21 protein-coding genes are annotated in these 23,474 nt (G+C 38.0%); 6 read left to right on the top strand and 15 right to left on the bottom strand.

Annotated elements, in window-relative coordinates:
* Nucleotides 1-7: 7 nt before the first annotated feature.
* From IEX65_RS07790 to IEX65_RS07770, 5 genes are all read left to right on the top strand, one after another.
* Nucleotides 8-1,405, top strand: a complete 1,398-nt coding sequence (locus IEX65_RS07790) for a hypothetical protein (RefSeq protein WP_188765481.1) — start codon at nucleotides 8-10, stop codon at nucleotides 1,403-1,405.
* A gap of 478 nt (nucleotides 1,406-1,883) precedes the next feature.
* The gene (locus tag IEX65_RS07785; RefSeq protein ID WP_188765480.1) at nucleotides 1,884-2,345 is read left to right on the top strand and encodes an isoamylase early set domain-containing protein; all 462 of its coding nucleotides are present in this window, start codon (nucleotides 1,884-1,886) and stop codon (nucleotides 2,343-2,345) included.
* Nucleotides 2,346-2,513: 168 nt separating this feature from the next.
* Complete coding sequence (locus IEX65_RS07780) at nucleotides 2,514-2,987, top strand: hypothetical protein (RefSeq protein ID WP_188765479.1); 474 nt, start codon at nucleotides 2,514-2,516, stop codon at nucleotides 2,985-2,987.
* Nucleotides 2,980-3,603 carry a hypothetical protein gene (locus tag IEX65_RS07775; protein WP_188765478.1) on the top strand — a complete coding sequence of 208 codons (624 nt, stop codon included), beginning with the start codon at nucleotides 2,980-2,982 and terminating at the stop codon, nucleotides 3,601-3,603. Before IEX65_RS07780 ends, IEX65_RS07775 begins: the two co-directional genes overlap by 8 nt.
* Nucleotides 3,604-3,680: 77 nt before the next feature.
* Nucleotides 3,681-4,355 carry a TVP38/TMEM64 family protein gene (locus IEX65_RS07770; protein WP_188765477.1) on the top strand — a complete coding sequence of 225 codons (675 nt, stop codon included), beginning with the start codon at nucleotides 3,681-3,683 and terminating at the stop codon, nucleotides 4,353-4,355.
* A 40-nt stretch (nucleotides 4,356-4,395) separates the two neighbouring features.
* Here the strand turns inward: IEX65_RS07770 and IEX65_RS07765 are convergent, their stop codons facing one another.
* From IEX65_RS07765 to IEX65_RS07715, 11 genes are all read right to left on the bottom strand, one after another.
* Nucleotides 4,396-7,437 (bottom strand): efflux RND transporter permease subunit, encoded by a 3,042-nt coding sequence (locus IEX65_RS07765; RefSeq protein WP_188765476.1) that lies wholly within the window; start codon nucleotides 7,435-7,437, stop codon nucleotides 4,396-4,398.
* A gap of 157 nt (nucleotides 7,438-7,594) precedes the next feature.
* On the bottom strand, nucleotides 7,595-8,635 hold the full coding sequence (locus tag IEX65_RS07760) for an efflux RND transporter periplasmic adaptor subunit (protein ID WP_188765475.1): 1,041 nt from the start codon (nucleotides 8,633-8,635) through the stop codon (nucleotides 7,595-7,597).
* Between the two features lie 6 nt (nucleotides 8,636-8,641).
* Nucleotides 8,642-9,220 carry an NAD(P)H-dependent oxidoreductase gene (locus IEX65_RS07755; protein ID WP_188765474.1) on the bottom strand — a complete coding sequence of 193 codons (579 nt, stop codon included), beginning with the start codon at nucleotides 9,218-9,220 and terminating at the stop codon, nucleotides 8,642-8,644.
* A gap of 40 nt (nucleotides 9,221-9,260) precedes the next feature.
* Nucleotides 9,261-10,622, bottom strand: coding sequence for a TolC family protein (locus IEX65_RS07750; protein ID WP_188765473.1), 1,362 nt, complete (start codon nucleotides 10,620-10,622; stop codon nucleotides 9,261-9,263).
* Nucleotides 10,623-10,779: 157 nt separating this feature from the next.
* Entirely contained in the window at nucleotides 10,780-11,217 is a 438-nt protein-coding gene (locus IEX65_RS07745; RefSeq protein WP_188765472.1) for a PaaI family thioesterase, read from the bottom strand.
* 3 nt (nucleotides 11,218-11,220) lie between these two features.
* A complete protein-coding gene (locus IEX65_RS07740) occupies nucleotides 11,221-11,571 on the bottom strand; it encodes a DUF4260 domain-containing protein (protein WP_188765471.1) in 351 nt (116 codons plus the stop codon).
* Nucleotides 11,568-12,200: a TetR/AcrR family transcriptional regulator gene (locus tag IEX65_RS07735; protein WP_188765470.1), complete on the bottom strand. Its 633-nt coding sequence runs from the start codon at nucleotides 12,198-12,200 to the stop codon at nucleotides 11,568-11,570. Before IEX65_RS07735 ends, IEX65_RS07740 begins: the two co-directional genes overlap by 4 nt.
* A 232-nt stretch (nucleotides 12,201-12,432) precedes the next feature.
* Nucleotides 12,433-13,212, bottom strand: a complete 780-nt coding sequence (locus IEX65_RS07730) for a hypothetical protein (protein ID WP_188765469.1) — start codon at nucleotides 13,210-13,212, stop codon at nucleotides 12,433-12,435.
* Between the two features lie 44 nt (nucleotides 13,213-13,256).
* Nucleotides 13,257-14,801, bottom strand: coding sequence for a bacillithiol biosynthesis cysteine-adding enzyme BshC (gene bshC, locus IEX65_RS07725; protein ID WP_188765468.1), 1,545 nt, complete (start codon nucleotides 14,799-14,801; stop codon nucleotides 13,257-13,259).
* Nucleotides 14,802-14,967: 166 nt separating this feature from the next.
* On the bottom strand, nucleotides 14,968-16,734 hold the full coding sequence (locus IEX65_RS07720; protein ID WP_188765467.1) for an AMP-dependent synthetase/ligase: 1,767 nt from the start codon (nucleotides 16,732-16,734) through the stop codon (nucleotides 14,968-14,970).
* A 116-nt stretch (nucleotides 16,735-16,850) separates the two neighbouring features.
* On the bottom strand, nucleotides 16,851-17,864 hold the full coding sequence (locus IEX65_RS07715) for a proline iminopeptidase-family hydrolase (protein WP_188765466.1): 1,014 nt from the start codon (nucleotides 17,862-17,864) through the stop codon (nucleotides 16,851-16,853).
* Between the two features lie 192 nt (nucleotides 17,865-18,056).
* Here IEX65_RS07715 and IEX65_RS07710 point away from each other — a divergent pair, with 192 nt between their 5' ends.
* Entirely contained in the window at nucleotides 18,057-18,923 is an 867-nt protein-coding gene (locus tag IEX65_RS07710; protein ID WP_188765465.1) for an SDR family oxidoreductase, read from the top strand.
* Nucleotide 18,924: 1 nt separating this feature from the next.
* On the opposite strand, the gene IEX65_RS07705 is transcribed toward IEX65_RS07710, so the two are convergent.
* The 4 genes from IEX65_RS07705 to IEX65_RS07690 form a co-directional block, all read right to left on the bottom strand.
* Entirely contained in the window at nucleotides 18,925-20,571 is a 1,647-nt protein-coding gene (locus IEX65_RS07705; protein ID WP_188765464.1) for a S8 family peptidase, read from the bottom strand.
* 21 nt (nucleotides 20,572-20,592) lie between these two features.
* Entirely contained in the window at nucleotides 20,593-21,300 is a 708-nt protein-coding gene (locus tag IEX65_RS07700) for a hypothetical protein (RefSeq protein WP_188765463.1), read from the bottom strand.
* A gap of 15 nt (nucleotides 21,301-21,315) precedes the next feature.
* A complete protein-coding gene (locus IEX65_RS07695) occupies nucleotides 21,316-22,359 on the bottom strand; it encodes a DUF2971 domain-containing protein (protein ID WP_188765462.1) in 1,044 nt (347 codons plus the stop codon).
* Between the two features lie 169 nt (nucleotides 22,360-22,528).
* Complete coding sequence (locus IEX65_RS07690; RefSeq protein WP_188765461.1) at nucleotides 22,529-23,428, bottom strand: MBL fold metallo-hydrolase; 900 nt, start codon at nucleotides 23,426-23,428, stop codon at nucleotides 22,529-22,531.
* Nucleotides 23,429-23,474 lie beyond the last annotated feature (46 nt).

Genomic DNA, 23,474 nt, shown 5'->3' with positions numbered 1-23,474 from the left:
AAAAAACATGGAAAACCCAGAAGATTATTATAATTCAGACTTCCAGCATGGTTATTTGATCGGTGTTGAGAATATCCGAAAAGATAAAGACCAAGATGATGACCCTTATGAGGGCTACATCTCAAGCCACGTAACCTACGAATGGTTACAAGAACGCATTTCTGAGAAAAAACAAGAAATGGCTAAAATTGATACCGAAATAGCCGAAACGAAAGAAAAACAGAAAACTTCGTTCGATAAACTGCAAGAATACATCATGGGTGTGAATACGCACGGGCGAAAAGTTAGTTTCGTGCAAGACCAAATCGATGATAACTTGGCAAATATCAAACGAATCGAAGGCAAACGTAACCGTAATGAGTCGCCGTACTCGTTATTTGCCGGAATCTTGTATTTGTTGGCAGGTATTGCTTTCGTTACTGGAGATTTGATTATTTCGCACGAAATTGTGGCTTATGCCCTCAATATCCGAGATAATTATGAGGCTTGGGCCTTTGCAATCGGCTTGGCGATGCTTTCGGTATTACTCAAACCAGCTTATGATAGATTGGTCGAGCAGCCATATATCAACGAATACTCGCCAAAAACGAAGCGTACTTATGCTATTTTTCAAGGTTTTTTAGTGGCTTTTTCGGTGGCTACAATGCTTATTTTGGGTTGGTTCAGATACGAAGCCTACAAAACCGATAAGCTAAAAGAGAGCATCAATAAGCAAATCAAGGCGATGCAGCTCAATAGCCAGCCAATGGACCCAACGGCGGCAAATCCTGCTGATAATCAGGCTCTTATTCAGAAAATGGATGAGCAACTCAAAGCTTACGACAAACTCAATCTTGATTTGGTAAATAGTCCGTGGGCATTGATGTCGTTTATTTTGAGTGGTGTTTTATTTGCCATTGCGGGTGCTATTTGTTTAGGTATTTCCTTCCCGATTATGCAAGCTTACTGGTACAGTTGGCTGCAAGCTGGGCCAGCCATTCGCCGAATAAAGAAACGTAATCTGAAATTGATTGAAGAGTTGAAAGCAGCCGAAGGCGAATTGGCTCAACAAATTACGCAAAAAGGTATCTTAGAGAATGACTTAGCTTTATTGCCCAACTTAGCCGAACTGAAAGCTGAAAGAAAAGAAATTTTGGCTCATATAGAAGATATGCTCAACCGCTCGAAAGTTGCCGACCAAGACCGCCGCATCAATACGTTTGATGATGGTTTAGAAAAAGGCAAAGCCAACCGTGACGAAATGACCGACGAAGAATACGAAGAATTTAGAAGTACGTCGGTGCGTCAGATGCGAAATGCTCAAGACACTAAAACAGATGCAGGGCCGAAAGTTTATCGCAATAACGGCCTTCGTCCGCATCAGGCTTTACGCAAAGTAATTACTGAGCAATTTAATCAGAATTAGTGATTGGTTGTTATTAAACAATTATGTGTCATCGACTTGTTAGAAAACAAAGTAGTATTCACAAGTTTTCCAAAGTAATTTGAAAAATGGCTTGAAACTACCCCATTAGGGGTTAAATATTGGTAGAGTATTGCAATAGCGTTGATGGTAAGCGTGCCGTAGGTACGCAACAATAAAAGTAGTGTACCTACGGCACACATTCTTTGATGGGTTGTTATTTTTTCTACCAATATTTAGTGCCTAATGGCACACAAAAACTAATTTAGTAATTACAAATAACCAGTTTACTAATAACGAATAACCCATTGATAATAAGCAATTTAAGTCTTAAAATATCGACTTAAATTGCTTATTTTTTTAATCATTCTTTAATAAAATTGTACTTTTAAAAGAATTTTTGCACTTTTCAATGATTTTTTTAGGAAAAGATATTTTTTTATGCAAAACTTTGTATTGTAAACAAACGAAAATACATATTATGTCAAGCAAAAAAATTGATTTTCTTCTTCCTGCCGATGTAGCAGCTGGTGCAACTTCGGGTATTTTATTGGGTGATTTTAACAATTGGGACTCTAATAAAGGTGTTGCTTTAAAACAACAAAAAGACGGTTCATTAAAGGCTTCAGTTAGCTTACAATCAGGTTCTTACGAATACCGTTACTTGTTAAATGACGGACGTTGGGTAAACGATACACAAGCTTCAAAATATAATTATAATTCAGAATTTTCAGTTGAAAACTGTGTAATCGAAGTAGCTGCTGAAGTTGCTCCTGCTGCTCCAAAAGCTGCCGCTAAAACTGTAAAAGCTAAAGCAAAGCCTGAGCCAGTAGCCGAAAAAACTAAAGCTCCTGCAAAAGTAGCAAAAGCTAAAGTTGCTGCTGAACCAAAAGTTGAAACTAAAGCCAAAGCAACTAAGACTACTAAAGCTAAAAAAGCATAATCGAGCAGATTAGAGTAGTTAGTTAAAAATTATTGTGAGGGTCTCTTGAATATTTTTCGAGAGACCTTTTATTTTTACTTCAAATTCAAGAAACAAAAGCATATCACAGTATGTTTTAATCAAAAACAGATACATATACATTTTTATATATAAACTTATTGATTAAAAATGGCACAGGCAAAAGTAGAAATCATTGACGCACTGCGTCGTACTGCAAAAAAACTTAGTTCGGGAAACGAATATATGTGGGGCCACATGGGCAGCTGTAACTGTGGAAACCTCGTGCAGGAAGTAACCAAACGCACAAAAGCTGAGATTCATGCCTACGCTATGCAAGGCAATGGAGACTGGAATGAGCAACTCAACGAATACTGTGGTATTTCGGAAATGCCGATTGATATGCTCATCCACGAAATGCTTACCTCTGGATTTTCGTTGGAAGACCTTCAAAACCTCGAAAAGCTTTCAGATAAAAAAATTTTAATGCGTCTGCCTATCGAAAATCGTTATCTTCGCCACAATGTTCGGGCTGATGTAATCGTTTATCTTACGGAGTGGGCAAATATGCTCGAAGAACAACTCCTCGATACCATCAAACTGCCTGAGTTTTTACAGGAAGAGAAGACTTTAGAATATGCGTAAAATCATTTTAGCGAGTGCGTTGATTATAAGCACATTGAGCGTTTTTGCCCAGGAAGGAATACCAACTTCGGGTGATAAAGACAGCCAAACTCAAGTATTTTTTGAGAAACCAAAACCCGAATGGAAAGAAAAACTGAGATACGGTGGCACGTTTTGGTTAGGCTTTTTTGGTGCTTTTTATATTGATGCCTCGCCAATGTTGGGTTACGAACTAAACGATAAAGGAACGGTTGCGGGTATAGGTGCAAACTTTATATTTCAAGGAACATTCAATCGTAATAGTGCAACCAACACAAACAATACGATTTTTGGGCCTAAAATATTCGTTCGCCAGCAGGTCTTTAGACGATTCTTTGCTCATGCTGAATATGAGTTTATCAATGCTTACGCCGACCAATTTTATTCATATAATCTCAACACAACAGACCCCAATAAAAGAATCTGGGGAAGTTCGCCGCTCATTGGGGCAGGTTTTTATCAGGGAGGCGATGGCCGACGTGGAAGTTTCATCTCGTTGATGTATAATTTAGGTTATCCAAACCGAGGGTTTATCAGTCCACAAAGCCTACTTGGTAGTCAGACCCCAATTACGCTCCGTTATGGATTTTTATTTTAACTTTGTGAGTCAAAATATTATTTTTCATTCAATCTCCTTCTTTTAATAGAGAAGGAGATTTTTTTAATTTTATTGGTTTGAAAATCTCCAACAAATACTCTTTTCCGCTCATTTCTTCTATTTTTCTGACGGTTGTTCCATTAATTTTTAGTTCGGCACTTACTGTTGCGGTCGTTACTCACGAAAACACAGTTTCGGCTTTCACTTGGCAAGACTGGACACTCATCACATTTGTTTGCTGCCTTACCTGTACATTTGCCTTTACCCCTCCTACCCTGCTGGCCCTTATTTTTGGGTACTTTATCGGGTGGCATGCCATTTTACCAGTTTTCTTGATGAATATGGTGGCTATTTTTCTCGTAAATAGCATTACAAAACGCATTGACGGCGATAAATTCAGAGGCTATTTATCTGATAATAAGAATGTTACCAGTATTCTTGAGAATATCCGTAAAGAAGAATTAAAGTTTATTTTCTTCACCAAACTTTCACCCATTTTGCCTTTTGCACTAACAAATTTTGTGTTTGCTTTGTCGGGGGCTAAGCTGAAAAATATCCTTTTAGGTGGTTTTTTGGGAATGATACCTCGTACATTATTGGCGGTTTGGACTGGCTCACAGGCCAAAGAAATCAGAAAACTACTCGAAAATCCGAATGAGGGGAATGTTCAGAAGATTTTAATTATCGTTCTGATAATTGTTTCAGTAGGTGGAGTAATGTACTATTTATTGCCTAAAAAAACTCAAATATAAGCCTGTAAAGTCTGCTTTAAACCTTACAGGCTTTTCTGAATTACTTCAAACTCGGTGGCAATAGTTTGTACATTACAGGCGTAACGATTCGAGTTAAAATCAGTGATGAAATCAGCCCGCCAACAATTACAAGTGCCAATGGTGAATAAAGCGGAGAATGTTCCATAATAAGCGGAATCATACCACCAATGGCGGTCATGGTTGTCAGAACGATTGGTATAAAACGAGTTTCACCAGCTTCTTCGATGGCTTCATCAATACTCAAACCATTTTCTTTACGCAAGAAATTAGTGTAATCTACAAGTAAAATGGAGTTTTTCACTTCAATACCAGCCAATGCGATGATACCGACGATGGCCGTAAAAGAAAGCGAATTTCCAGTAAAAAGTAGAATCAAAATTGCCCCAATCATCCCGAGCGGAATTACCGAAAGTACAATAAATGTGCTTTTGAAAGTTTTGAATTCAAGAATCAAGATGGCGATAATTCCGAAAATGGTGATGATGATAATCGTACCAAGCCCACCGAATGTTTCGGCCGAACGCTCTACTTCTCCTGCCATTTTAAACTCATAGCCTTTCGGAAGCTTGATTTGTGTCAATTTTGCCATGGCTTCTTTCGTAACATTTGGTGTCAGAAAGCCACTTTTAATGAAAGCCGAAACCGTAGAATATCGGTCACGGTCGTAGTGATTGATGCGATTAGGCGATGTCTCGAAACCAACAGTTGCTAACTGGCTCAAAGGCACAAGATTTCCCATCTGATTGGCCACAAATATTTTTGAAAACACATCCATACTTGGGCGTTGTTCACGAGGGAGATTGACGTTGAGATTCATTTCTTCGCCGTCTTTTTCTTTATAAATCCCTAAGTTTACACCCGCAATTCCCATTCTGATAGTACGGTCAATATCAACCGTCGGAATACCCAACATTCCTGCTTTATCTTTATTGATGTTTACTCGCAAATCAACATTTTGGGCGGCAAGGGCATTATTTACGTAGATTGTACCTTGGGTTTCCTTAAAAACCTTCTCAACTTTAGCAGAAATTACTCGCAACGAGTCAAGATTTTCGCCCATGATTCTCACTGCCAAAGGTGCTTCAAATGGAGCTCCTTGCTCAAACTGAATCACACGGATTTTTGCCCCTGGATAAGAATCAAAAATTGCCCGTAGTTCATCAATAAATTGCTCACGCTCAGGTACTTCTACCTTATCTTGTAGCTGCACAAAAAGTTGTGAGTAATTCGAGAGGGTTCCACCAACGGGCAATGTATTATAGTAGATACGTGGATTACTTTTTCCTACGTTTGTGGCGAAATTCTTAACGATTTTATGCTTTAACAACTCATTTTCAACGAATCGGGCAGCTTTATCGGTTTCGGAAAGTGTGGTGCCGAGCGGGGTTTCGATGTTTATCAAGAATTGGGGTTTTTCGGAACGAGGGAAAACGCTCGTACCCACCACAGGAATGAGAGCCAATGAGCCAACAAAAATCAAAACAGCAATCAATAAGGCGGTTTTAGGATACGAAAGTGCTTTGTGCAATACTTTACGATAAGAGCCTTCAATACCTTTTTTCATCAATCTAAGCACCACGTTTTCGCCGTGTTCTTCACGAGGCATTAAAAGGCTCGCTAAAAACGGAACAATCGTAAGCGAAACAAAGAGCGATGCAATGATGGTCATGATTACGGCCATCGGAAGGCTTCGGATGAAATCACCCGCTGATTCTGGAAGAAAACAAAGTGGTAAAAACGCAAAAATCAAGGTTGCCGTACAGCCCAAAACTGCTAAACTGATTTGTTTGGTAGCTTCGATGGCTGCTTCTCGGCGAGGCATACCTGTGCGAAGAAATCTGGCGATGTTTTCGACCACTACAATCGAATCATCCACCAATAAACCCAATGCGATAACAAGCCCCACCACACTTAGCTGATTGATTCCGAAACCTGCCAAATCGAGCATCGTGAGTCCCATCGCCAGTGACAATGGAATCGAAATCATTACGATAATGGCAGGACGAATACCCAACGGAATGAGTGTGATGAGCACCAATAAAATGGCAATACCAAAGTCACGAGCCAAGCCGAATAAACGAGTAGAAACACTTTTTACTTGGTCGAAACTCTGCTCAAATTTTATATCAGCTGGTAAACTCTTAGCAAAATCATCAATGATTGGTCTGATTTCTTCGCCAGTTTTGAAGATATTGCTACCGTCTTTCATAGTAGCCGTGATGAAAACGGCTCTTTTGCCATTCAAACGCCCCAGATAATTTTCTTCTTCGTAGTCAAATTTTACGTCGGCTACATCTCGCAGGTAAGTTACGGTCGTGCCAGACGAGCTAACGATAGTATTCTTGATTTCATCTAAATTCTCGTAACTACCCGATGTTTTTACACTAAATTTTCGGCTACCGATTTCGATATTTCCTGCGGGAATATTGGCATTTTCTGACTGGACTGCCCCTAAAACTCGGTTCAGCGGAATTCGGAACTGTGCCATTTTATCTAAATTGACCGAAATTGTCACTTGTTGTTTCGGGAATGCCCAAATTTCAGAAGTCTTGATTGATTTTACTTTCAGAAGTTTGTCTTTCAGTTTATCGGCTTCTTTCTCTAATTCTTTATACGGCGTTGTTTCCGACATCACGGCACATTGAATGATGTTTACGCCTTCGGGTGTGAAACGTAGTACATCCATGCTATAAATATCGGCTGGCAGTTTGGTGCGAATAGCATTTAACTCACGCACAACCTCGTTGTATTTATCATCGGGATTGATAGAGTGAACAAACTCCAAACGGATTTGAGCAACACCCTCGTCAGCCGACGAAATTACTTTTTTAATATCGCTGATTTCAGACATTTTATCTTCGATAGGGTCAACGATGAGTTTTTCCATATCGGCAGGAGAAGTACCGGGGTAAACAACCACGATACTATTAAAAGTTGCCTTCAAAGCTGGGTCTTCGGCTTTGGGCATATTGAGCAATGAGTTAACTCCAATTGCCATAATCATCACGAAAATGATAATGGTAAATTGGTAGTTTTTGACGGAAAATTCGACTAATTTCATGTTTATAAAAATATTGGAAACCGTGCCTTTTCTTCACCACTAAGGCACTAAGGACACAAAGTTTTCACTAAGTGTTTTCTTAGTGTCACTTAGTCTCTCAGTGGTAAATTTTTTACATTAATTATTGATTAGATGTTGAGAATTAATGAATTAAAACTCATTTTATCACCTTCACCTTCGCTTTATCGCTCAAGAAATTTGCTCCTTTAGTTACAATCTGAGTACCTTCATTGATGCCTGAAATGATGGATACATTATTGCCGAAAATACTACCTATGTTAACTGGCACTTTGCTAACTGATTGATTTGAAGCATTATACGCATAAACAAATGCAGTATTTTTATTGGCTTCAATCAGTGCTTCTATTGGAACAGCGAGTGTTGCGGCACCTTTGCCCGTAGAAATTTCGGCTTTAGCTACGAAGCCAGAAATGAGCTTTTTGCCGTTCGGCTGAATCTGTAATTCGGCCTCGAATGTGCCAGTTGCGGGGTTTACGGTTTGGGCAATTTGTGTGATTCGGGCTTGAAAAGCTTCGTTTGGATAGGCATCTAAATAAACCGTGGCCACATCGCCGATTTTTACTTTCACTACATCACGGTCGGCCAAACCTACGTTTACAATATAGGCACTTTCGCCCGTACCGAGAATAAAAGCAGGAGCAAAAGGCGTGATGAGTTCGCCTTGCTCAGAGATTTTTCTAAGGATTCGTCCGCTCGTTGGGGCGTAGATTCTTGATAACTTTTGGTTAAACTCAGCTACTTGCACGCTTTGCTTGGCCACATCGTAGCCCGTGGTAGCATCTTGTACGTTTGTGAGCGTAGCGGCTTCATCGGCGTAGAGTTTCTTTGCTCGCTCCAAGTCTCTTTCCGATTTTTCTAAGCCCAATTTAGCTTGACGAACTTGGGCATCAATTTCTGATAAATCGAGTTCGGCCAAAAGCTGACCTTCTTTTACAAACTGCCCTTCTTGCACATACACACGGCGAATCATTCCGCCAGTCTTGAACGCCAATTTCATTTCTGATTTTGACGAAAGTACCCCACTCGCAATAATTGGTTCGCTCAACGATTTCCGGCTAACGGGTTGAACTTCAACCGTTAAGGTTTCTTCGGCTTCGGCCTTTTTCGTTTCTTGTTTCTTTCCGCAACTGGCTATCAATAAGGTAGCTGCAAGAATTATGTAAGTATAACTTTTCATATATTTTTATTTTTGTTCAAAACCTAATTTTTCTATTTTTTTCAACCAGTTAGCTCTAAATGAATCTTTCGACAATCGAATTGGGCCGATTGTAGTTGTGCGGACTGGCTTTATGCCCACAAAGTGAAACGTAAGTTGCTTAACTGCATGATAACTCGGGCGACCGTAATAAAGCCAATAAAACCAAGCTGGCTGGTCGAGCGTACTGATGATGTGTCCTGTTCGGCCTGACAAGAGTTTTTTCCACCACAACGAATTTTCGATTTTTTCATAGGCAATTCCTGGCAAGAAAATCCTATCAAAAAAACCTTTCAGAATAGCAGGAATAGAACCCCACCAAACTGGATAAAATAGCACAATATGCTCGGCCCACTTGATTTTGTCGATGGATTCGAGCAAATCGGGTTCTAATTCAGTACGTTTTCGGTAGCCATATTGTAAGTTTGGATTAAACTGCAAATCTCGAACGATGATTTCTTTTACTTCTGCACCCGAAGCAATTGCTCCTTTTTTATAGGCTTCATAAAGAGCAAAATTGAAGCTTTCGTCATCGGGATGTCCTTGAATAATTAATATCTTTTTCATAAATATATAGCTGTTATAATGACATTCGTACCGATAATATTTACTTCACCGCCCCAACCTTATCTAAATTTGCTTGCTTCGCCAAAACATCATATTTGGCAACTGACTCCTGCAAACGAGCCGTGATTATTTCGTTAGATGCCCGTAAATACTCAATCATTATCGCTTGCCCATTTCGGTAGCGACTCTCTACTATTTTGAAATATTTTTCAGCTTTTATAGTACCATCTTTTGCTGTATTCAGTGCTTTTTTAGCTGCTTCCAGCTCAAAATATGCCTGCGAAATCTGTAATTGAATCTGTTTTTGTACTTCTTCAAACTTTACATCGAGTATATTTTTCTGGATTTTTGCTTGCTGAATCTTCGATTTTTTTTCGTATCCGTGGTATAAATCCCAACTCAAACCAATCTGACCAATGATATAAGCTTGGTTTTTGAAAGTATAGCCAAACCCTTGAAAACCAGTGCTTCCACCCACAAAAACCTGCGGACGAATGGCATTCATTTCTTGTAATTTGATGGCGGTTTCGCTAACCTTTATATTTGTACGTAGCTGGCTTAATTCCTGACGATTATTGAGAGCATCGGCTTTTAGTTCGGCCAAGTTGCTTGCTAAGATGGGAGCACTTACTAAGTTGGTATCAGCAACGATTTCGGCAGAAAAATCACGATTCATTAAATAATTCAAAAAAACCTGCACCGATTGCCTGTTTTTATCCAAAACCGCTACTTGCTGGTCGAGTTTGCTCACTTCGTATTCGGCCGAATAAATCACATCTTTGGTAGCTACATTATTACCCACCAGTTTTTCGTTGAGTTTCACGAAATCAGTGAGCAGTTTTCGAGACGCATCGAAAATCTTTTGGGCTTCGAGGGTTTGTAAATATTGTAGATAAGCGGTCGTGATACTATATCTGATTTCGTTTTCTAAAACCCGTTTCTTTGCTTCTTGTGCCGAAAGTAAATCTCTCTGAATGAGCAAGTTATAACGAATATCAGTATTGAAAATGGGGTACTGAAAACTCAGTTTTGTATCATGAAAATTATTGGGGGCAAGTAACTGATTGACGTTTTCGACCTGCGGAAAATTATTGGTTTTAGTGAGTTGATTGAGCGTAGAATAAACTGGATTCAACAAATCTCCAATCGGGAACTCTAATCTACGCCCACCCGCTGCCAAAGTATAATTGGGGTTGAATGTCACTCTCGGCATAAAATTAGCCTTCGCTTGCGTGATGTTTTCGGCAGATTTTAAGAGTTCGAGACGTTCTTGTTTCAAACCCAAATTTTGTTTCAATCCTTCCTGAATGTATGATTCAAGAATGGGTGACGAAGGAATACTGCCAGCTTGTGCGAATGCCCCAAAAGGCACGAAAAGTAAATAAATAGGTAACTTTTTCATAAATCATGTATAAAATCTTAGACAAATCGAATTGCAATTCCAACTTTATTGCCCTTATTTAATATTCGCTACATTTAAAATAACCATTTGATAGTTTCTGAACACTGTTAAGTTATATTTCTGAAAAAAGGTCAGACTTATAGTCAGACCTCAAAAATCATATTTTAATACCCGTAGTGACCAAATTAGAAGTACATTTAGCTATAATTTTATGCTCCGAATTACGTGCCTCGCACTCCATATTAATAACCGTTTTTCCTGCTCTAATCACCTTCGATTTTACATAGACACTATCGCCTACTTTGGCAGGAAGCAGATAATCAATACTTAGATTGATGGTAGAGTAAAAACTTTCACGACCCAACGAAAAAACCGTCATTCCCATCACATCATCGAGCATCGAAGCCGTTACGCCTCCGTGCAAGATTTTGCCAGGATTGGTCATTTCTTCACGCACCACAAACTCAACCGTGAGAGAACCTTCTTCAACCGCAATCAACTTACCATTTAGCCAACGCCCCAAAGCCGATGGACTAATGTCGGCGGCATTTTTACCAATATTTGATATAAAATAATCTAAAACTTGATTTGTCATTTTCTATTTTCCAATTTTTCCGAGATGCGTATTGCTGAAAGCATCTTCATATTTTAAACCATATCCAAAAATTCTATCCATTGCCGAGTGAGCAAAAAGAATTACACCTGCAAGAATAACATACTGACTATCAACATAATACCCTAAAACAAAAACAATTACGGCCAATAATTTATGATGAAAAAAGTTATAAAGCCACGCTCCAATTTTCGGATTTATAAGATACCCCACCATGCTAAAATCGGGTACAAGAATCAATGCAGGAAACCACCACCAAGCAAAATTTAATTGACTAAAAAGAAATATTCCGAGTAAAAACTGAGCAATTTCTTCAAGAATTAGAAGTTTTTTCATGCTGCCAAAGATTTGTATTGTTTGATTATTTGCACAAATTGGGCATAAGCATCTTCTAATAGTTGAATTCTTTTTTCTTCGGCAAAAATCATGGTTCGGCGGCGTAAATGAAGTGTAGCCAAGCCATGCACCAAGCTCCAAACCATCACCGAAAACGTCTCGTTATCGAAACCTTCAAAATACCCTGCTTGCATACATTCGCCAACCACAAATTTGAGGGTTTCAAAGGCACGTTCACCATCGCACCAAATTTCTTCACGACATTCCAAGGTTTCCATCGGAGCCGTCATGACAAACATTAAGTCATAGAGTTCGGGGTTTTCAAAAGCGTATTTTAGATAATGCTTACCGAGTGCAACTAATCTTTCAAAAGGGTCATTTTCGCTCATGATACCCGCTTGCATGGCCTGCATCAACGCCCCGAAGGCCTCTACGTGCAAAGCGAAAAGAATCTCGTTTTTATCTTTAAAGTACAAATAAATTGTACCGGCACTATACTCTATTACTTCGGCAATATTACGAATACTCGTTTTTTCAAATCCCTGCTCTAAAAAAAGCGACCGAGCGGCATCCAAAATTTGTCGCTTCATTTCAACTTTTTCTCTTTCTTTTCTATCAATTACACCCATTTGAAAATCAATTTTCTACTTAACGATGCAAATAAAATGAACAGTGTTCAGAAATGCAAATATTTTATAAAAAAAGTGTGGCACATTTTTAAAACGTACCACACCTATTAATTTTTTACTTTTAAAACCTTAAAAATCAAGCTAAACAATATATACTTTTGTGCAAACAATATTCAAAACTTGATTTTGAAATTGCCTTAGGAGGTATACGTTCCGAGATCATAAAGTTATTCTATTGGCAAATATAAGAGTAATTATAAATTACAGTTGCCCCCGAAGGTTGTAAAGAATATTGTAGTGAAACTGGATAACCATTCGTATTGTATTTGTAATTGTATTTTTGGTTAGCGAAATACCCTGTTCCTTTAAAATTATAAATATTAGTTGCTAATACATTATTATCACTAATTACCGAAAAGTCTATTTCAGAATTACTACTGATATAACCTATAATATTAGCAATTAAAAAATACTCTTTTGCCTCCTTCGAATAGATTGTCTTATTATTATCATAATCGACTCCTTCAAAAATCAAAAAGTTTTGAAGTTGGCTACCTTTATTGAGAAATACCTTTTTTACATTTCTACCTAAAAACTCAAATCTAAATATTGTAGTCTTACTACCCGAAACAATCTGCGAAACGTTAGATTCTACGGTTATTTGTTTAATTACTTCTCCATCATATTGAAATGAAAAATCCCCATACTGAGTTTTTGCAGATGTAATGTTTCCACTTGCATCATAAAATATTTGTATTTGTCCTAAAAATGAACTATTAATAGTTTTAGAACGCTTAGAATCGTCGTAAGAAATATCAAAGTTAAGTTTACTATTAAAAGCGGTAAAGTTTGTTACTCTATTTTGTACATCATATTTAAATGAACTATTAAAAGTACCATTTTCGTTGGATACTTTTTCCAAAAAACAAGAAGTATCAATGTTTTTTGTTATTGTGCTTTGCTCACAGCTAATGAATGAGAGTATTAAGACAGAAAATATGAGTCTTTTCATGTTTTTTAGTGTGGTTGTATATTTTTCTATATTTGATTTATACTTTAAATCTCAATAATATTAAAGCTATAATCAATCGGGTCGAAAGCTTCGAGGAGTTTGTTGATAAATTCCTTATCGTTGAGATAAAAATTCAAGAAATTTTCTTTACGCTCTTGCAAACCACCATCAGGGAAGAGTTTTTGTTTTAAACCTAAAAGCTGGGTAACTGCTGTTTCTTGATTACGTTCTTCGGCTTTCTTGATGCGTTTTTCGAGGTTTTCGAGCGAAGTAATGATTTTTGCTTTCTCGGCTTCTACCGCACCTTTCATTGTTTGGTCTATTACCAATGATTTTTTCAAGATGCGTTCAAAAACTTCGCTTACATCATCAATTTCAAAGGCAAGACTCAGTGAATTTTCTGAATTTCTCTCCACAAAACTTCTGCGAAGAGCAACTTCATCGGCAAAAAGTTCTTCGGTCGTGATACCGAGTTTATCAATGCGTTTTTTATTGGCTTGATTGACTACCAAAGCAAAGTTTCGTGGCATCAACAGCGGAAACTGCTCACCATAGTGGTCGAAAATACCTTTGAGTTGTAACCAATACGGCACTTCTGACGGACCACCGATATAGGCCAAATTTGGCAAGATTGTTTCTTGATAAAGTGGACGCAAAACCACGTTCGGGCTAAAGCGTTCGGGATGTTCTTTAAGTATTTGGAGAATTTCGTCTTGCGAAAATACTAACTCAGAATTTAGCACTTTAAATTGTCCTTCCTCAAAAACTATTCTTTCACGAAGTCCATTTTCGAGATAAAAGAAATTGATTTCACGAGGCGTAATTTGGGTATGATAACCCATTTTATTGAGTTCTTCTGAAGTTTCGCTGACAATTTTATTGGCTGAATTTTGCAATAAATCATCTTTGATAATATCGCTAAAGATACCTTTCAAGGCAACATCATCGGCATCTAAACAAATCAGACCTTCGCTACAAAAAAGCTGGTGCATATACTGGCGAACCGCCGCCGATAATGTAGGGTTTTTCAGATACGCCTCTTCGAATAGTGCTGGTTTTTCAGAAAGTTCGTCGAAAATAGTCTGCAATTCAGCAGGGTTCATGCGTCCAACTGCTCCTTTTTGTTCGGTTTCCCATTTATAGGTCTTTCCGAAAAGATTAAAAGAAGCGATTTCGGCAAAATCATGGTCTTCGCTGGCCATCCAATAAACAGGCACAAAATTATAAGCAGGAAATTCGGCTTTTAATTTTTTTGCCAAATTGATAATCGTAACAATTTTATATATCACATAAAGCGGGCCAGTAAAAATATTTAGCTGGTGGCCAGTTGTTACGGTAAAAGTATTGGCTTGCAATAGGGCATCAAAATCGGGGGTATTTTCTAAGCCTTGATACTGTTTTTTGAGAACCGAAACCAAGGTAGAACGTTTATCATCCGAAAACTTCCTTGATTCGATTACTTTACTAAACCCTTGTAAATCAGGATATTGATTGTAGAATTTTGTAAGATTTTCGTTTTTTGAAATATAATCTAAAAACAGTTTCGGAAATGCACCGACCGAATTTAACTCTATTTGTTGAGAGGGCATATTTAGGTTTTTTTCTTTGCTCTAAACACAACACGAAAAAATGCCGACAGGTTTCAATGAAATTAAGAATTAAGAATTAATAATTAATAATTATCGACATATTAAACTGACAATCAACAAGTTACACTGCATTCTTAATTCTACATTCTTAATTCTACATTAAAAATCACTCATACATTCTATCAATCACATCTTTGTATTTAGCCATGATTGCCTTGCGTTTAGGTTTTAGGGTTGGCGTGATTTCACCTCCTTCAACCGTCCACGGGTTTGATAAAAGCGTAAATTTCTTTACTTGCTCATAAGAAGCAAATTCTTTATTGAATCTGGCAATTTCACCAAAAATTAACTTCAAGACTTGCTGATTTTTAATCATTTCGGCGTCAGAAGTATAGGCAATTCCTTGCGATTTACACCATTCCCGAAGGGACACAAACTCAGGAATAATCAAGGCCGCAGGAAATTTCTGACTTTCGCCCACAACCATCATTTGTTCGATATACACCGACTCTTTCATCTTGTTTTCAAGCACTTGCGGAGCAACGTATTTTCCACCCGATGTCTTAAAAATTTCTTTTTTACGGTCGGTGATTTTCAAATACTTTCCTTCTTCGAGTTTGCCAATGTCGCCTGTGTGCAGCCAGCCGTCGTGGTCGATTACTTCTTTCGTAAGTTCAGGTTTATTATAATATCCCAGCATCACGTTGGGGCCTTTTACGAGTATCTCGCCATCTTCGGCAATTTTTACTGTCGTTCCGTCAATGATTGGGCCTACTGTGCCTATCCTTAAATCTAAAGGCATTACTCGATTAGTAGCAATTACGGGCGATGTTTCGGTCATGCCGTATCCTTCCGAAACAGGAATGCCCGCCGCCCAGAAAACTCTCGCTAAGCGTGGCTGCAAAGCTGCCGCTCCCGAGCAAATCATGCGGATATTTCCGCCCAAAGCCTCCTGCCACTTACTAAAAACAAGCTTTCTCGCCCATTTTAGCTGAAAACTATACCACGCTCCAAACTCTTGATTAGGGTCATATTTCAGACCTAAATCTAAAGCCCACAAGAAAATTCGACGTTTTAGCCCGCTTAGTTCGTAGCCTTTTGCCACAATTTTATCATATACTTTTTCGAGCAATCGTGGTACGGTTGTAAATATATGTGGTTGTACATCACGCAAATCGTCGGCGATTGTTGCCATATTTTGGGCGTAATATATCGACATCCCTTTGCTCATGTAGAGATACAAAACCATACGCTCATACACATGGTTGAGTGGCAGGAAACTCAAAGCTCGACAGGTTTCATCAATCGGAAAGTTATCTCGGCATGATTCGAAATTACTAATCAGATTTCGGTGCGAAAGCATCACACCTTTTGGATTACCAGTTGTACCTGATGTGTAAATGATTGTCAATAAATCGTCAGTCCTGATACCTTGTTTAATGCTTTCCAGCTTTTCGCCATCTTTGCTATTGGCTTTCTCTAAAATTTCTTTCCAATAATTATTACCGACAATTTTATCGAAACAATAAATTTCTTGTACACTGGGGGCTTCTTTGGCTGCCTCTTGAGCTTTTTTGAGAAGGTCGGCGTCGCCCACAAAAACCAATTTTATACTGGCATCATTGAATATATAGCTATAATCGTCAACCGTGATATTTGGATAAAGTGGTACGCCAATCGCTCCAACTTGCTGAATGGCAAAATCTACGATATTCCATTCGGGACGGCTCTCTGAAATAACCGCAATCTTATCGTCTTTTTCGATGCCAATACTTAGTAAACCGAGGCTTAACTGATTAATGGCTTGTAAAAAATCGTTGGCTGTCAGACGGTGCCATTCGCCTTTTATTTTTGAAGCAAAAACATCTGGTTTATTGTATTTGGCAATAGAAGTATCTAATAATTCGAAAACTCGGTTTATAGGTTGTGACATCTTTTATGGTGTTCAATAGGTTAACAGTAGGACAAACTGGATATTTGCCCATATAATAATAGCAAAACTATCTGAAATTTCACTCATTTCAAAAGTAATAGCTTATAAGGCTATTTTTAAAACCTATTCTCATCAACGTCTTTTATAAACTGAATAACATTTGGGAAATAAGTTTTTTGGTCATCCCAAAAAGAAAGATGACTGCCATCTGGACAATATAGGTAACGCCCTTTTTGCACCGATTTACTGATAGACTCCATTGCTTTGGGGTCCATTGTATCATATTTTGCTCCGATGGCGAGCGTTGGAACTTTTATATTCGGTAAACTCGCTTTTCTATCCCAAGTCAGTAATCTTCCACCTACCTTAAACTCGCTTGGGCCTTGCATCAAAACATAAACATGCTCGTTTAAGTGTTTAAAAGTACGATTGACTGGCTCAGGCCATTCGGGCAAGCGACAAATGTGTTGGTTGTAATATTCACGAGTAACCAAATCGACATAGACTGGGTTTTTGAAGTCTCCAGCGGCTTCAAAAGCATTGAGCGAATCAACCAATGATTTACGCATTTGGCTTCGCAACACTTCATTGTATTTGGCATAATCAGGAATACTCGGCATCATATTGCTGATTATCAATCCTTTCAGATTTTCTTGATATTTGAGGGCATACTCCATTGCCAAAATACCACCCCAAGAGTTTCCGAGGAGATAAAAATTATCTTTGTTCAAGCCCAAAGCCTTGCGTACTTGCTCAACTTCTTCTACGAATCGTGGGGTTGTCCAGAGAGAATCATTTTGGGGTTGGTCTGAATAGTAAGAGCCAAGTTGGTCATATTCGTACATCTCGAAGCCTTCTTTCGGGAAGAAACTCTCAAAACACTCCATATATTCGTGGGTCATGGCTGGGCCTCCGTGTAGCAATAGGATTTTTATTCGTGGATTATCACCAAATTTTTTAGTCCATACTTTAAATTTTCCAGCTAAAGTTTCGATTTCTACCATCTTCACTCCTCCTGTCTGGATTTCGTCCGAAACCGTCGTTGAGGCTTGAGAAATTTCATTACTTGTCTTTTTTTCGCAGTTTGTGAGTAAAATGACCGCAGCCAATATTACAAAAAGATTCTTCATAAGGTCAGTTTGATTAGATTCATACAAAATAACTCATAAAAATGAGCATGGTTATCATTCTACACAGATTTTTTAAATAAAGTTATTGAAAGGTTGGCTTTATTAGTTTTCAGTATTTTATTTGTTTAAGCATTCAATGTAGCTACATAAAACGTTGACTATCAAGCAAAAGCTATTTTTATAAAAAACATTATGAAAAAGATACTTATCATCGGTTCAACTGGTTTGCTCGGAAAACCCGTCACGAAGGCATTAATTACAGCAGGGTTTGAACTGACTCTTTTGGTGCGTAGTACCGACTTGGCAACAGAGCTTTTTCCTACCACAAAAATCATTAAAGGTGATATAAACAATCGTGCAGATATTGAAACGGCCATGCAAGGCCAAGATGCAGTCTTCTTAAATTTATCAGTGAAACAGACCGAAAAACCCAACGAATTTCACCCCGAAGGAGAAGGTCTTGACTCCATTTTGACAGTTGCTCAAAAACTAAAAATAAAGCGAATAGCTTATCTTTCTTCGTTGGTGCATTTGTATCAAGGCATGAATGATTTTGACTGGTGGGTATTTAGAATCAAACAAGAAGCTGTGCAGAAAATCAAGAATTCGGGTATTGTCTATACGATTTTTTATCCTTCTATTTTTATGGAAAGCATCATACATCAATCAAAGCAAGGAAGCATGATTGCTCTGGGTGGAAAATCGGAGTATGCGATGTATTATGTTGCTGCCGAAGACTATGCCCGACAAGTAGCTAAATCATTTGAGGTTTTGAAAGAAAACGAAAATCGAGATTTTGTGATACAGGGATTAGAAGCTTTTACGCAAGACAAAGCCGCCGAAACTTTTATTCAGCATTATAAAAAAGAAAAGCTTCGCACGATGTGGGCTCCGATGTTTGTGATGAAAATCATGGGTAAATTCAGTCAGAAATTCGATTATGGCTATCATATCGTAGAGGCTCTGAATAAATATCCCGAAAAGTTTGAAGCACAATCAACATGGGATTTATTGGGTAAGCCGAGTATTACACTAAAAGATTTTGCCGAAAGTTTGTAGCCTACCAACGCATAATTTTCAAAGTCTTTTTTTGTGTTAGGTCTTCGATTCGGAGTAGAATATCGGGCGTGAGCGTATTAAGCGAAATGGTTTTTGTAACCTGATTGGCCAAAAGTGTGAAAGTTTCTTGAAAAACAATTTGTTTAGTATTTTGGTCTATGAGGCTAACACGTAAACTATTGTTTATGAGTGTATTAGAAAATTTCAAGCTAATATCCGACTTATTTGAAGGCAAAACCGCCACCGAGACTAAGTCAGCATTTGGCTCGATGACTGTCAATGGAAAATCATTCAGTACGGCCGTATTTGCCCTCGAAAAATTGGCATATCCATAACCCAACTGAATGGTCGGAGATACAAACTGATGTCCCGACCTACGAATAGCCCTCGTTACTTCCTGTGCCGTAAGATACGGGTTGGCCTGCCAAAATCCTGCTACCAAACCCGCCACCAAAGGAGCTGAAAACGAAGTACCATTACTGGTTGAAGCAAATCCCGAAGTATTACAAAGAGCGGTTCCGCTGCCAACTGCTACCACATCGGGTTTTACTCGTCCATCGGCCGAATTCCCTCTCGAACTAAACGAAGCGTAAACTCCTGCACGAGTTACCGCACCAACCGCCAAAACAGAATCGGCATCGGCTGGAGCAGTGATTATTTGCCAAGAAGGGTCATTGCCCGAATTCCCTGCCGAAATCACAATGACCATACCCGTTGCAGCAGCCAAATCGGCTGCTCGTGTACTGAGGGCGGTTTTACCATCCATCATGGCGGGTGTATAATTATCGGCTGAGTTATCGAAAGTACTATACCCTAACGATGAACTAATAATATCAGCCCCCAAACTATCGGCCATTTCGGCGGCAAAAAGCCAATTTGCTTCTTCGAGTGGTGTTTCTGAAAAAATATCTTCTGTCCGAAATAATGCCACTGATGCACCAAAAGCGGGGCCAATCATCTGACTATCAATATAACCCGCCATCGTACTCAATACAGCAGTTCCGTGTCCGCCTTGCGTATAAACAGTATTGTCATTATCCACAAAATCATACACCTTTACGATTTTATTTTGCTGAACGAGATGCTGCAAACATGCACTCGTATTGACATTCAGAAAACCATCGTCAAGCAAAGCCACCAGCATTCCTTCTCCATGAAAGCCAAAATTGTGCATCGCATCTGCTCCCAATAATTGAATTTGGGCAGTTGCATCGCCATAGTTTAGACTTTCGGTGTTTTCAATGGCAAACTTATCTTTTACTAACTGCTGTCGAGCTTGTTTGAGTGGTCGATTAAACTCAACTCCTTTGACCGATGGCAAGGCCAAAATTGTATTTTTTTGTGTTTCGGTGGCTTCTACCAAAACTGCATTCATCCATCGAGATTTATAAATGACCGTTGCCCCTGTTTGCTGAATACTCGAAATATAAGCGGGATTTGGCGGTAAATCAGTAGTTTTTACAGTAATTCCTTGCTTAAAGCGTCGGTCAAGGGCTTTTTTTGAAAGAAAATCAAGAGGCGTATTTACCGAATATGGCGAATTATCCTTGTCTTTGAGCAAGACAAGGTATTTGTATTTTGTTTGAGAGTAAGCATCAGTAATTGATCCTAAAATAAAATACATTACCAATAAATATCCTTGTTTCATGGCTTCAAATATTTACTCAGGCTATTTTTCAACCAATAACTTCTTCACATTTTCCTTACTAATATCAATTTTCTTGAAATCTTTGGTTTTGATAATGAGGTCATTCTGAATATAACTCAGGCAAGTCATGGCACTATTTTCGTTTATATCGGCTCTCACTTTGCCAAAATAAGAGTTTTCTTCTAAACGATAATTGCACGGATGGTCGGTGAGAAGTTCTAAATTTTCAATTTTGCACCCGTAAAAACGCATCCAACTGCTACGGCTGTCAACTTTTAGTTTCTCAATGTTAAAATACGAAAAAGTAGTCTGACTTGCTTCTCCTTGATAATATTTTATATCGGGCGTATAAACATATATTTGCTTAAACACTGGCTCTTCTTTGGTAGATTTTGGTGTCTTTTTGGCATGAATGACTAAGGTATCTCCCCTGTATGCAATATCTACATATTTTAGATACGATTGATGAAATTTTACCGAATGTTTTTCGCTTGGTTCAAAATAAATTTGTACTGGGCCTAAATCCGTTTCGAGTATTACATTTTTGAAAGCTTGTGATGGAATCGTTTTGTAATGCGTCGGCTGAACGAGCGTATCGTACTCGGCCACACCTCGAACCTTTTTAGGCTTAGAAGTATAGCTATTGATAAAATACCAACCCAAACCACCAATAGCAGTCCAGCCAACGATTGATATAATGATGAGCAATGTGCGGTGTTTTTTGTCCATATAATTGTGTTTGTTTTACTTTTTCCAGTTTTGACCGCCATATTCTTTATACCTTATATCTTGGTAAGGATATGGATAAATAACATTAGGAGTTACGTAATTATAGTCGGCAATATAACAATCTGCAAATTGTAAATATTCTTCTTTTGTCAAAGGAGACTTTCCAAGTAAATGCTGAATAGATTTATCATTAAATATATTTATTATACATTTTTTTGTTGAGATATTCTCAGTAAATGCTTTAACGAAGGAAAGAATAGCATCAGTGCTTATATCATTATCTTTATACCAAATATCAAAAACCTCTATTTGTATAGAATGATTAGTTCTTAGTATTTCAAAGGAATCAAAATCTAATTTATTGATTATTATTCGCTTATTTTCATGTACTAATCTACTTTCTATATGATAAGAGTTTAGTCCTTTTGATATTTGATAAAACTTTATATCTCTGTTTTTCAAAGAATTTATCAGTATTTGTTTCAAATTGTCTGACATTTTAGCTCCAAAATAAATCCCTGTCAGAGCTGAGGAGTGATAACTCTTTAATCCATAATTATCAAATAATAGTCGTACCTCTTTTTCATATTGCCATGATAACGATTTAGTTGCATACATTTTTTTTAACACATTTTCTAAATCATAAATATCATCCCATTTTAGTACAGGTATAGCATCTTTATAATCTACATCCAACTCTTTTATAAACCTATTTTCAAACTCACTCCATTTGATTTTTTCAATATCATATTCTATACAAAAACCTTCGTGAGAGGAAGAGTAATGTGCCCACATCAATTCATTTATTGGAGTATAAGATAAAGAATAAATACCCAATTTTGAAGTGTAATCAAGTACCTCTTTGAAATTGTGTTTAACCTCACTTGAATCTACTCCTAACATTTTAAGAGTTTCACCAAATTGAGAAATCTCTTCTTTAAAAGTAGCTTCAAATGGGTCATTCAATTTGTCAAATGAAGACGCATATAGTTGATTATTTAAAATGCTCTCCAAATCTCTTTCAAAAGTATCTCTCCCTCTATATTTATATCCTTTCATATTTTCTAATTAGTCAATCATGTATTTAATGACACTAAAAGTGTCAAACTCGAATAGCACCGATTGCTAATCGGTGTAAAAGTTGAAATACAAAAACGAACCCTAAATGGGTTTAACCCTTTCAGAGTTGCGATTCTTTCTATTATCCCTCCCCCGATTAAATCGAGTTTTACAATTCCACTTTCTCCCCTTGAAAAGCTACTTTAAAACCTTTCTGTCTGACTTCTTTATTTTCTAAAGATTTAGGGTTTATTACAGGATTTGTGTGGTTAAAATGAATAAAATGTACTTTGGCTTTCTCGGTAGCTGGTAAGTTTTTCAATAAATCCATCGTTTCGGTCACGAACGGGTGCGGTACTTCACTCATTGGGCGATTAATTTCTCCATCTTTATAAAAAGTACCATCTAAAAAAGCATAATCGACTGATTTGATTAGCTCCTCCAGACTTCTATTCCATTTTTGCCATTTATCAATATCAGGAATAAACACTAAACTTTTATTGGGCGTAAATATCTTATAACCAACCGTTTCCGAAAACTCATCACGGTGTGGCACTCTGAAAGGCTGTACGCTCACACGTTCGTTTAAGACAATGACCAAATCTTCCTTAATTGGCTGTAAATCAATGTTTCGTAAGGCTACCAACTGGCTCCACGGCCCATTTTGCTCGATAAAGTTTTTCATTTTGGGCATGGCATAAACCTTCACTTGGTTGGCTCCCATTGCTTCTCGACCCAAATACATAATTCCCGTATAATGCCCAATATGTGCGTGGGTCAGGAAAATACCCAAGTTTTTAGGTACGGGGTTATTGAGCAAATGTAATTGCTGCGTAAAATCTGGTGTGGCGTCAAATATCCATTGTTGTTTTGAAACTGGGTCAATAACCGCTATGCACGAAACAAACTGGCGGGCAGTTTTTCCATCAAAAACAGCTTTACAACATTCTTTTTGACAATTTGCCTGCGGAAAACCGCCATCTTGTGCCACACCCAGCACCTGTACATAAGGGTTTTGAGCCACTGCCCTCCCAAATCCTAAAAATATCAAAAACAGAAAATACTTCATAAATTGTCCGAGAAAAACACCAAATTACAAGGAAAAATAACCATTC

This window comes from Emticicia aquatilis (assembly GCF_014644295.1).
GTDB lineage: Bacteria > Bacteroidota > Bacteroidia > Cytophagales > Spirosomataceae > Emticicia > Emticicia aquatilis.
The sequence above is the reverse complement of the archived record's forward strand: the minus strand, read 5'-3'. Positions and strand labels throughout refer to the sequence as shown.

Bases quoted from the DNA above. Each gene is read 5' to 3' on its own strand.
- IEX65_RS07790 (WP_188765481.1), top strand. From the start codon at position 8: ATGGAAAACCCAGAAGATTATTATAATTCAGACTTCCAGCATGGTTAT.
- IEX65_RS07735 (WP_188765470.1), bottom strand. From the start codon at position 12,200: ATGGGTGTAATTGATAGAAAAGAAAGAGAAAAAGTTGAAATGAAGCGA.
- bshC (WP_188765468.1), bottom strand. From the start codon at position 14,801: ATGCCCTCTCAACAAATAGAGTTAAATTCGGTCGGTGCATTTCCGAAA.
- IEX65_RS07750 (WP_188765473.1), bottom strand. From the start codon at position 10,622: ATGAAAAAGTTACCTATTTATTTACTTTTCGTGCCTTTTGGGGCATTC.
- IEX65_RS07760 (WP_188765475.1), bottom strand. From the start codon at position 8,635: ATGAAAAGTTATACTTACATAATTCTTGCAGCTACCTTATTGATAGCC.
- IEX65_RS07695 (WP_188765462.1), bottom strand. From the start codon at position 22,359: ATGAAAGGATATAAATATAGAGGGAGAGATACTTTTGAAAGAGATTTG.
- IEX65_RS07740 (WP_188765471.1), bottom strand. From the start codon at position 11,571: ATGAAAAAACTTCTAATTCTTGAAGAAATTGCTCAGTTTTTACTCGGA.
- IEX65_RS07705 (WP_188765464.1), bottom strand. From the start codon at position 20,571: ATGAAACAAGGATATTTATTGGTAATGTATTTTATTTTAGGATCAATT.
- IEX65_RS07755 (WP_188765474.1), bottom strand. From the start codon at position 9,220: ATGAAAAAGATATTAATTATTCAAGGACATCCCGATGACGAAAGCTTC.
- IEX65_RS07730 (WP_188765469.1), bottom strand. From the start codon at position 13,212: ATGAAAAGACTCATATTTTCTGTCTTAATACTCTCATTCATTAGCTGT.
- IEX65_RS07690 (WP_188765461.1), bottom strand. From the start codon at position 23,428: ATGAAGTATTTTCTGTTTTTGATATTTTTAGGATTTGGGAGGGCAGTG.
- IEX65_RS07710 (WP_188765465.1), top strand. From the start codon at position 18,057: ATGAAAAAGATACTTATCATCGGTTCAACTGGTTTGCTCGGAAAACCC.
- IEX65_RS07745 (WP_188765472.1), bottom strand. From the start codon at position 11,217: ATGACAAATCAAGTTTTAGATTATTTTATATCAAATATTGGTAAAAAT.
- IEX65_RS07780 (WP_188765479.1), top strand. From the start codon at position 2,514: ATGGCACAGGCAAAAGTAGAAATCATTGACGCACTGCGTCGTACTGCA.
- IEX65_RS07720 (WP_188765467.1), bottom strand. From the start codon at position 16,734: ATGTCACAACCTATAAACCGAGTTTTCGAATTATTAGATACTTCTATT.
- IEX65_RS07765 (WP_188765476.1), bottom strand. From the start codon at position 7,437: ATGAAATTAGTCGAATTTTCCGTCAAAAACTACCAATTTACCATTATC.
- IEX65_RS07700 (WP_188765463.1), bottom strand. From the start codon at position 21,300: ATGGACAAAAAACACCGCACATTGCTCATCATTATATCAATCGTTGGC.
- IEX65_RS07715 (WP_188765466.1), bottom strand. From the start codon at position 17,864: ATGAAGAATCTTTTTGTAATATTGGCTGCGGTCATTTTACTCACAAAC.
- IEX65_RS07775 (WP_188765478.1), top strand. From the start codon at position 2,980: ATGCGTAAAATCATTTTAGCGAGTGCGTTGATTATAAGCACATTGAGC.
- IEX65_RS07785 (WP_188765480.1), top strand. From the start codon at position 1,884: ATGTCAAGCAAAAAAATTGATTTTCTTCTTCCTGCCGATGTAGCAGCT.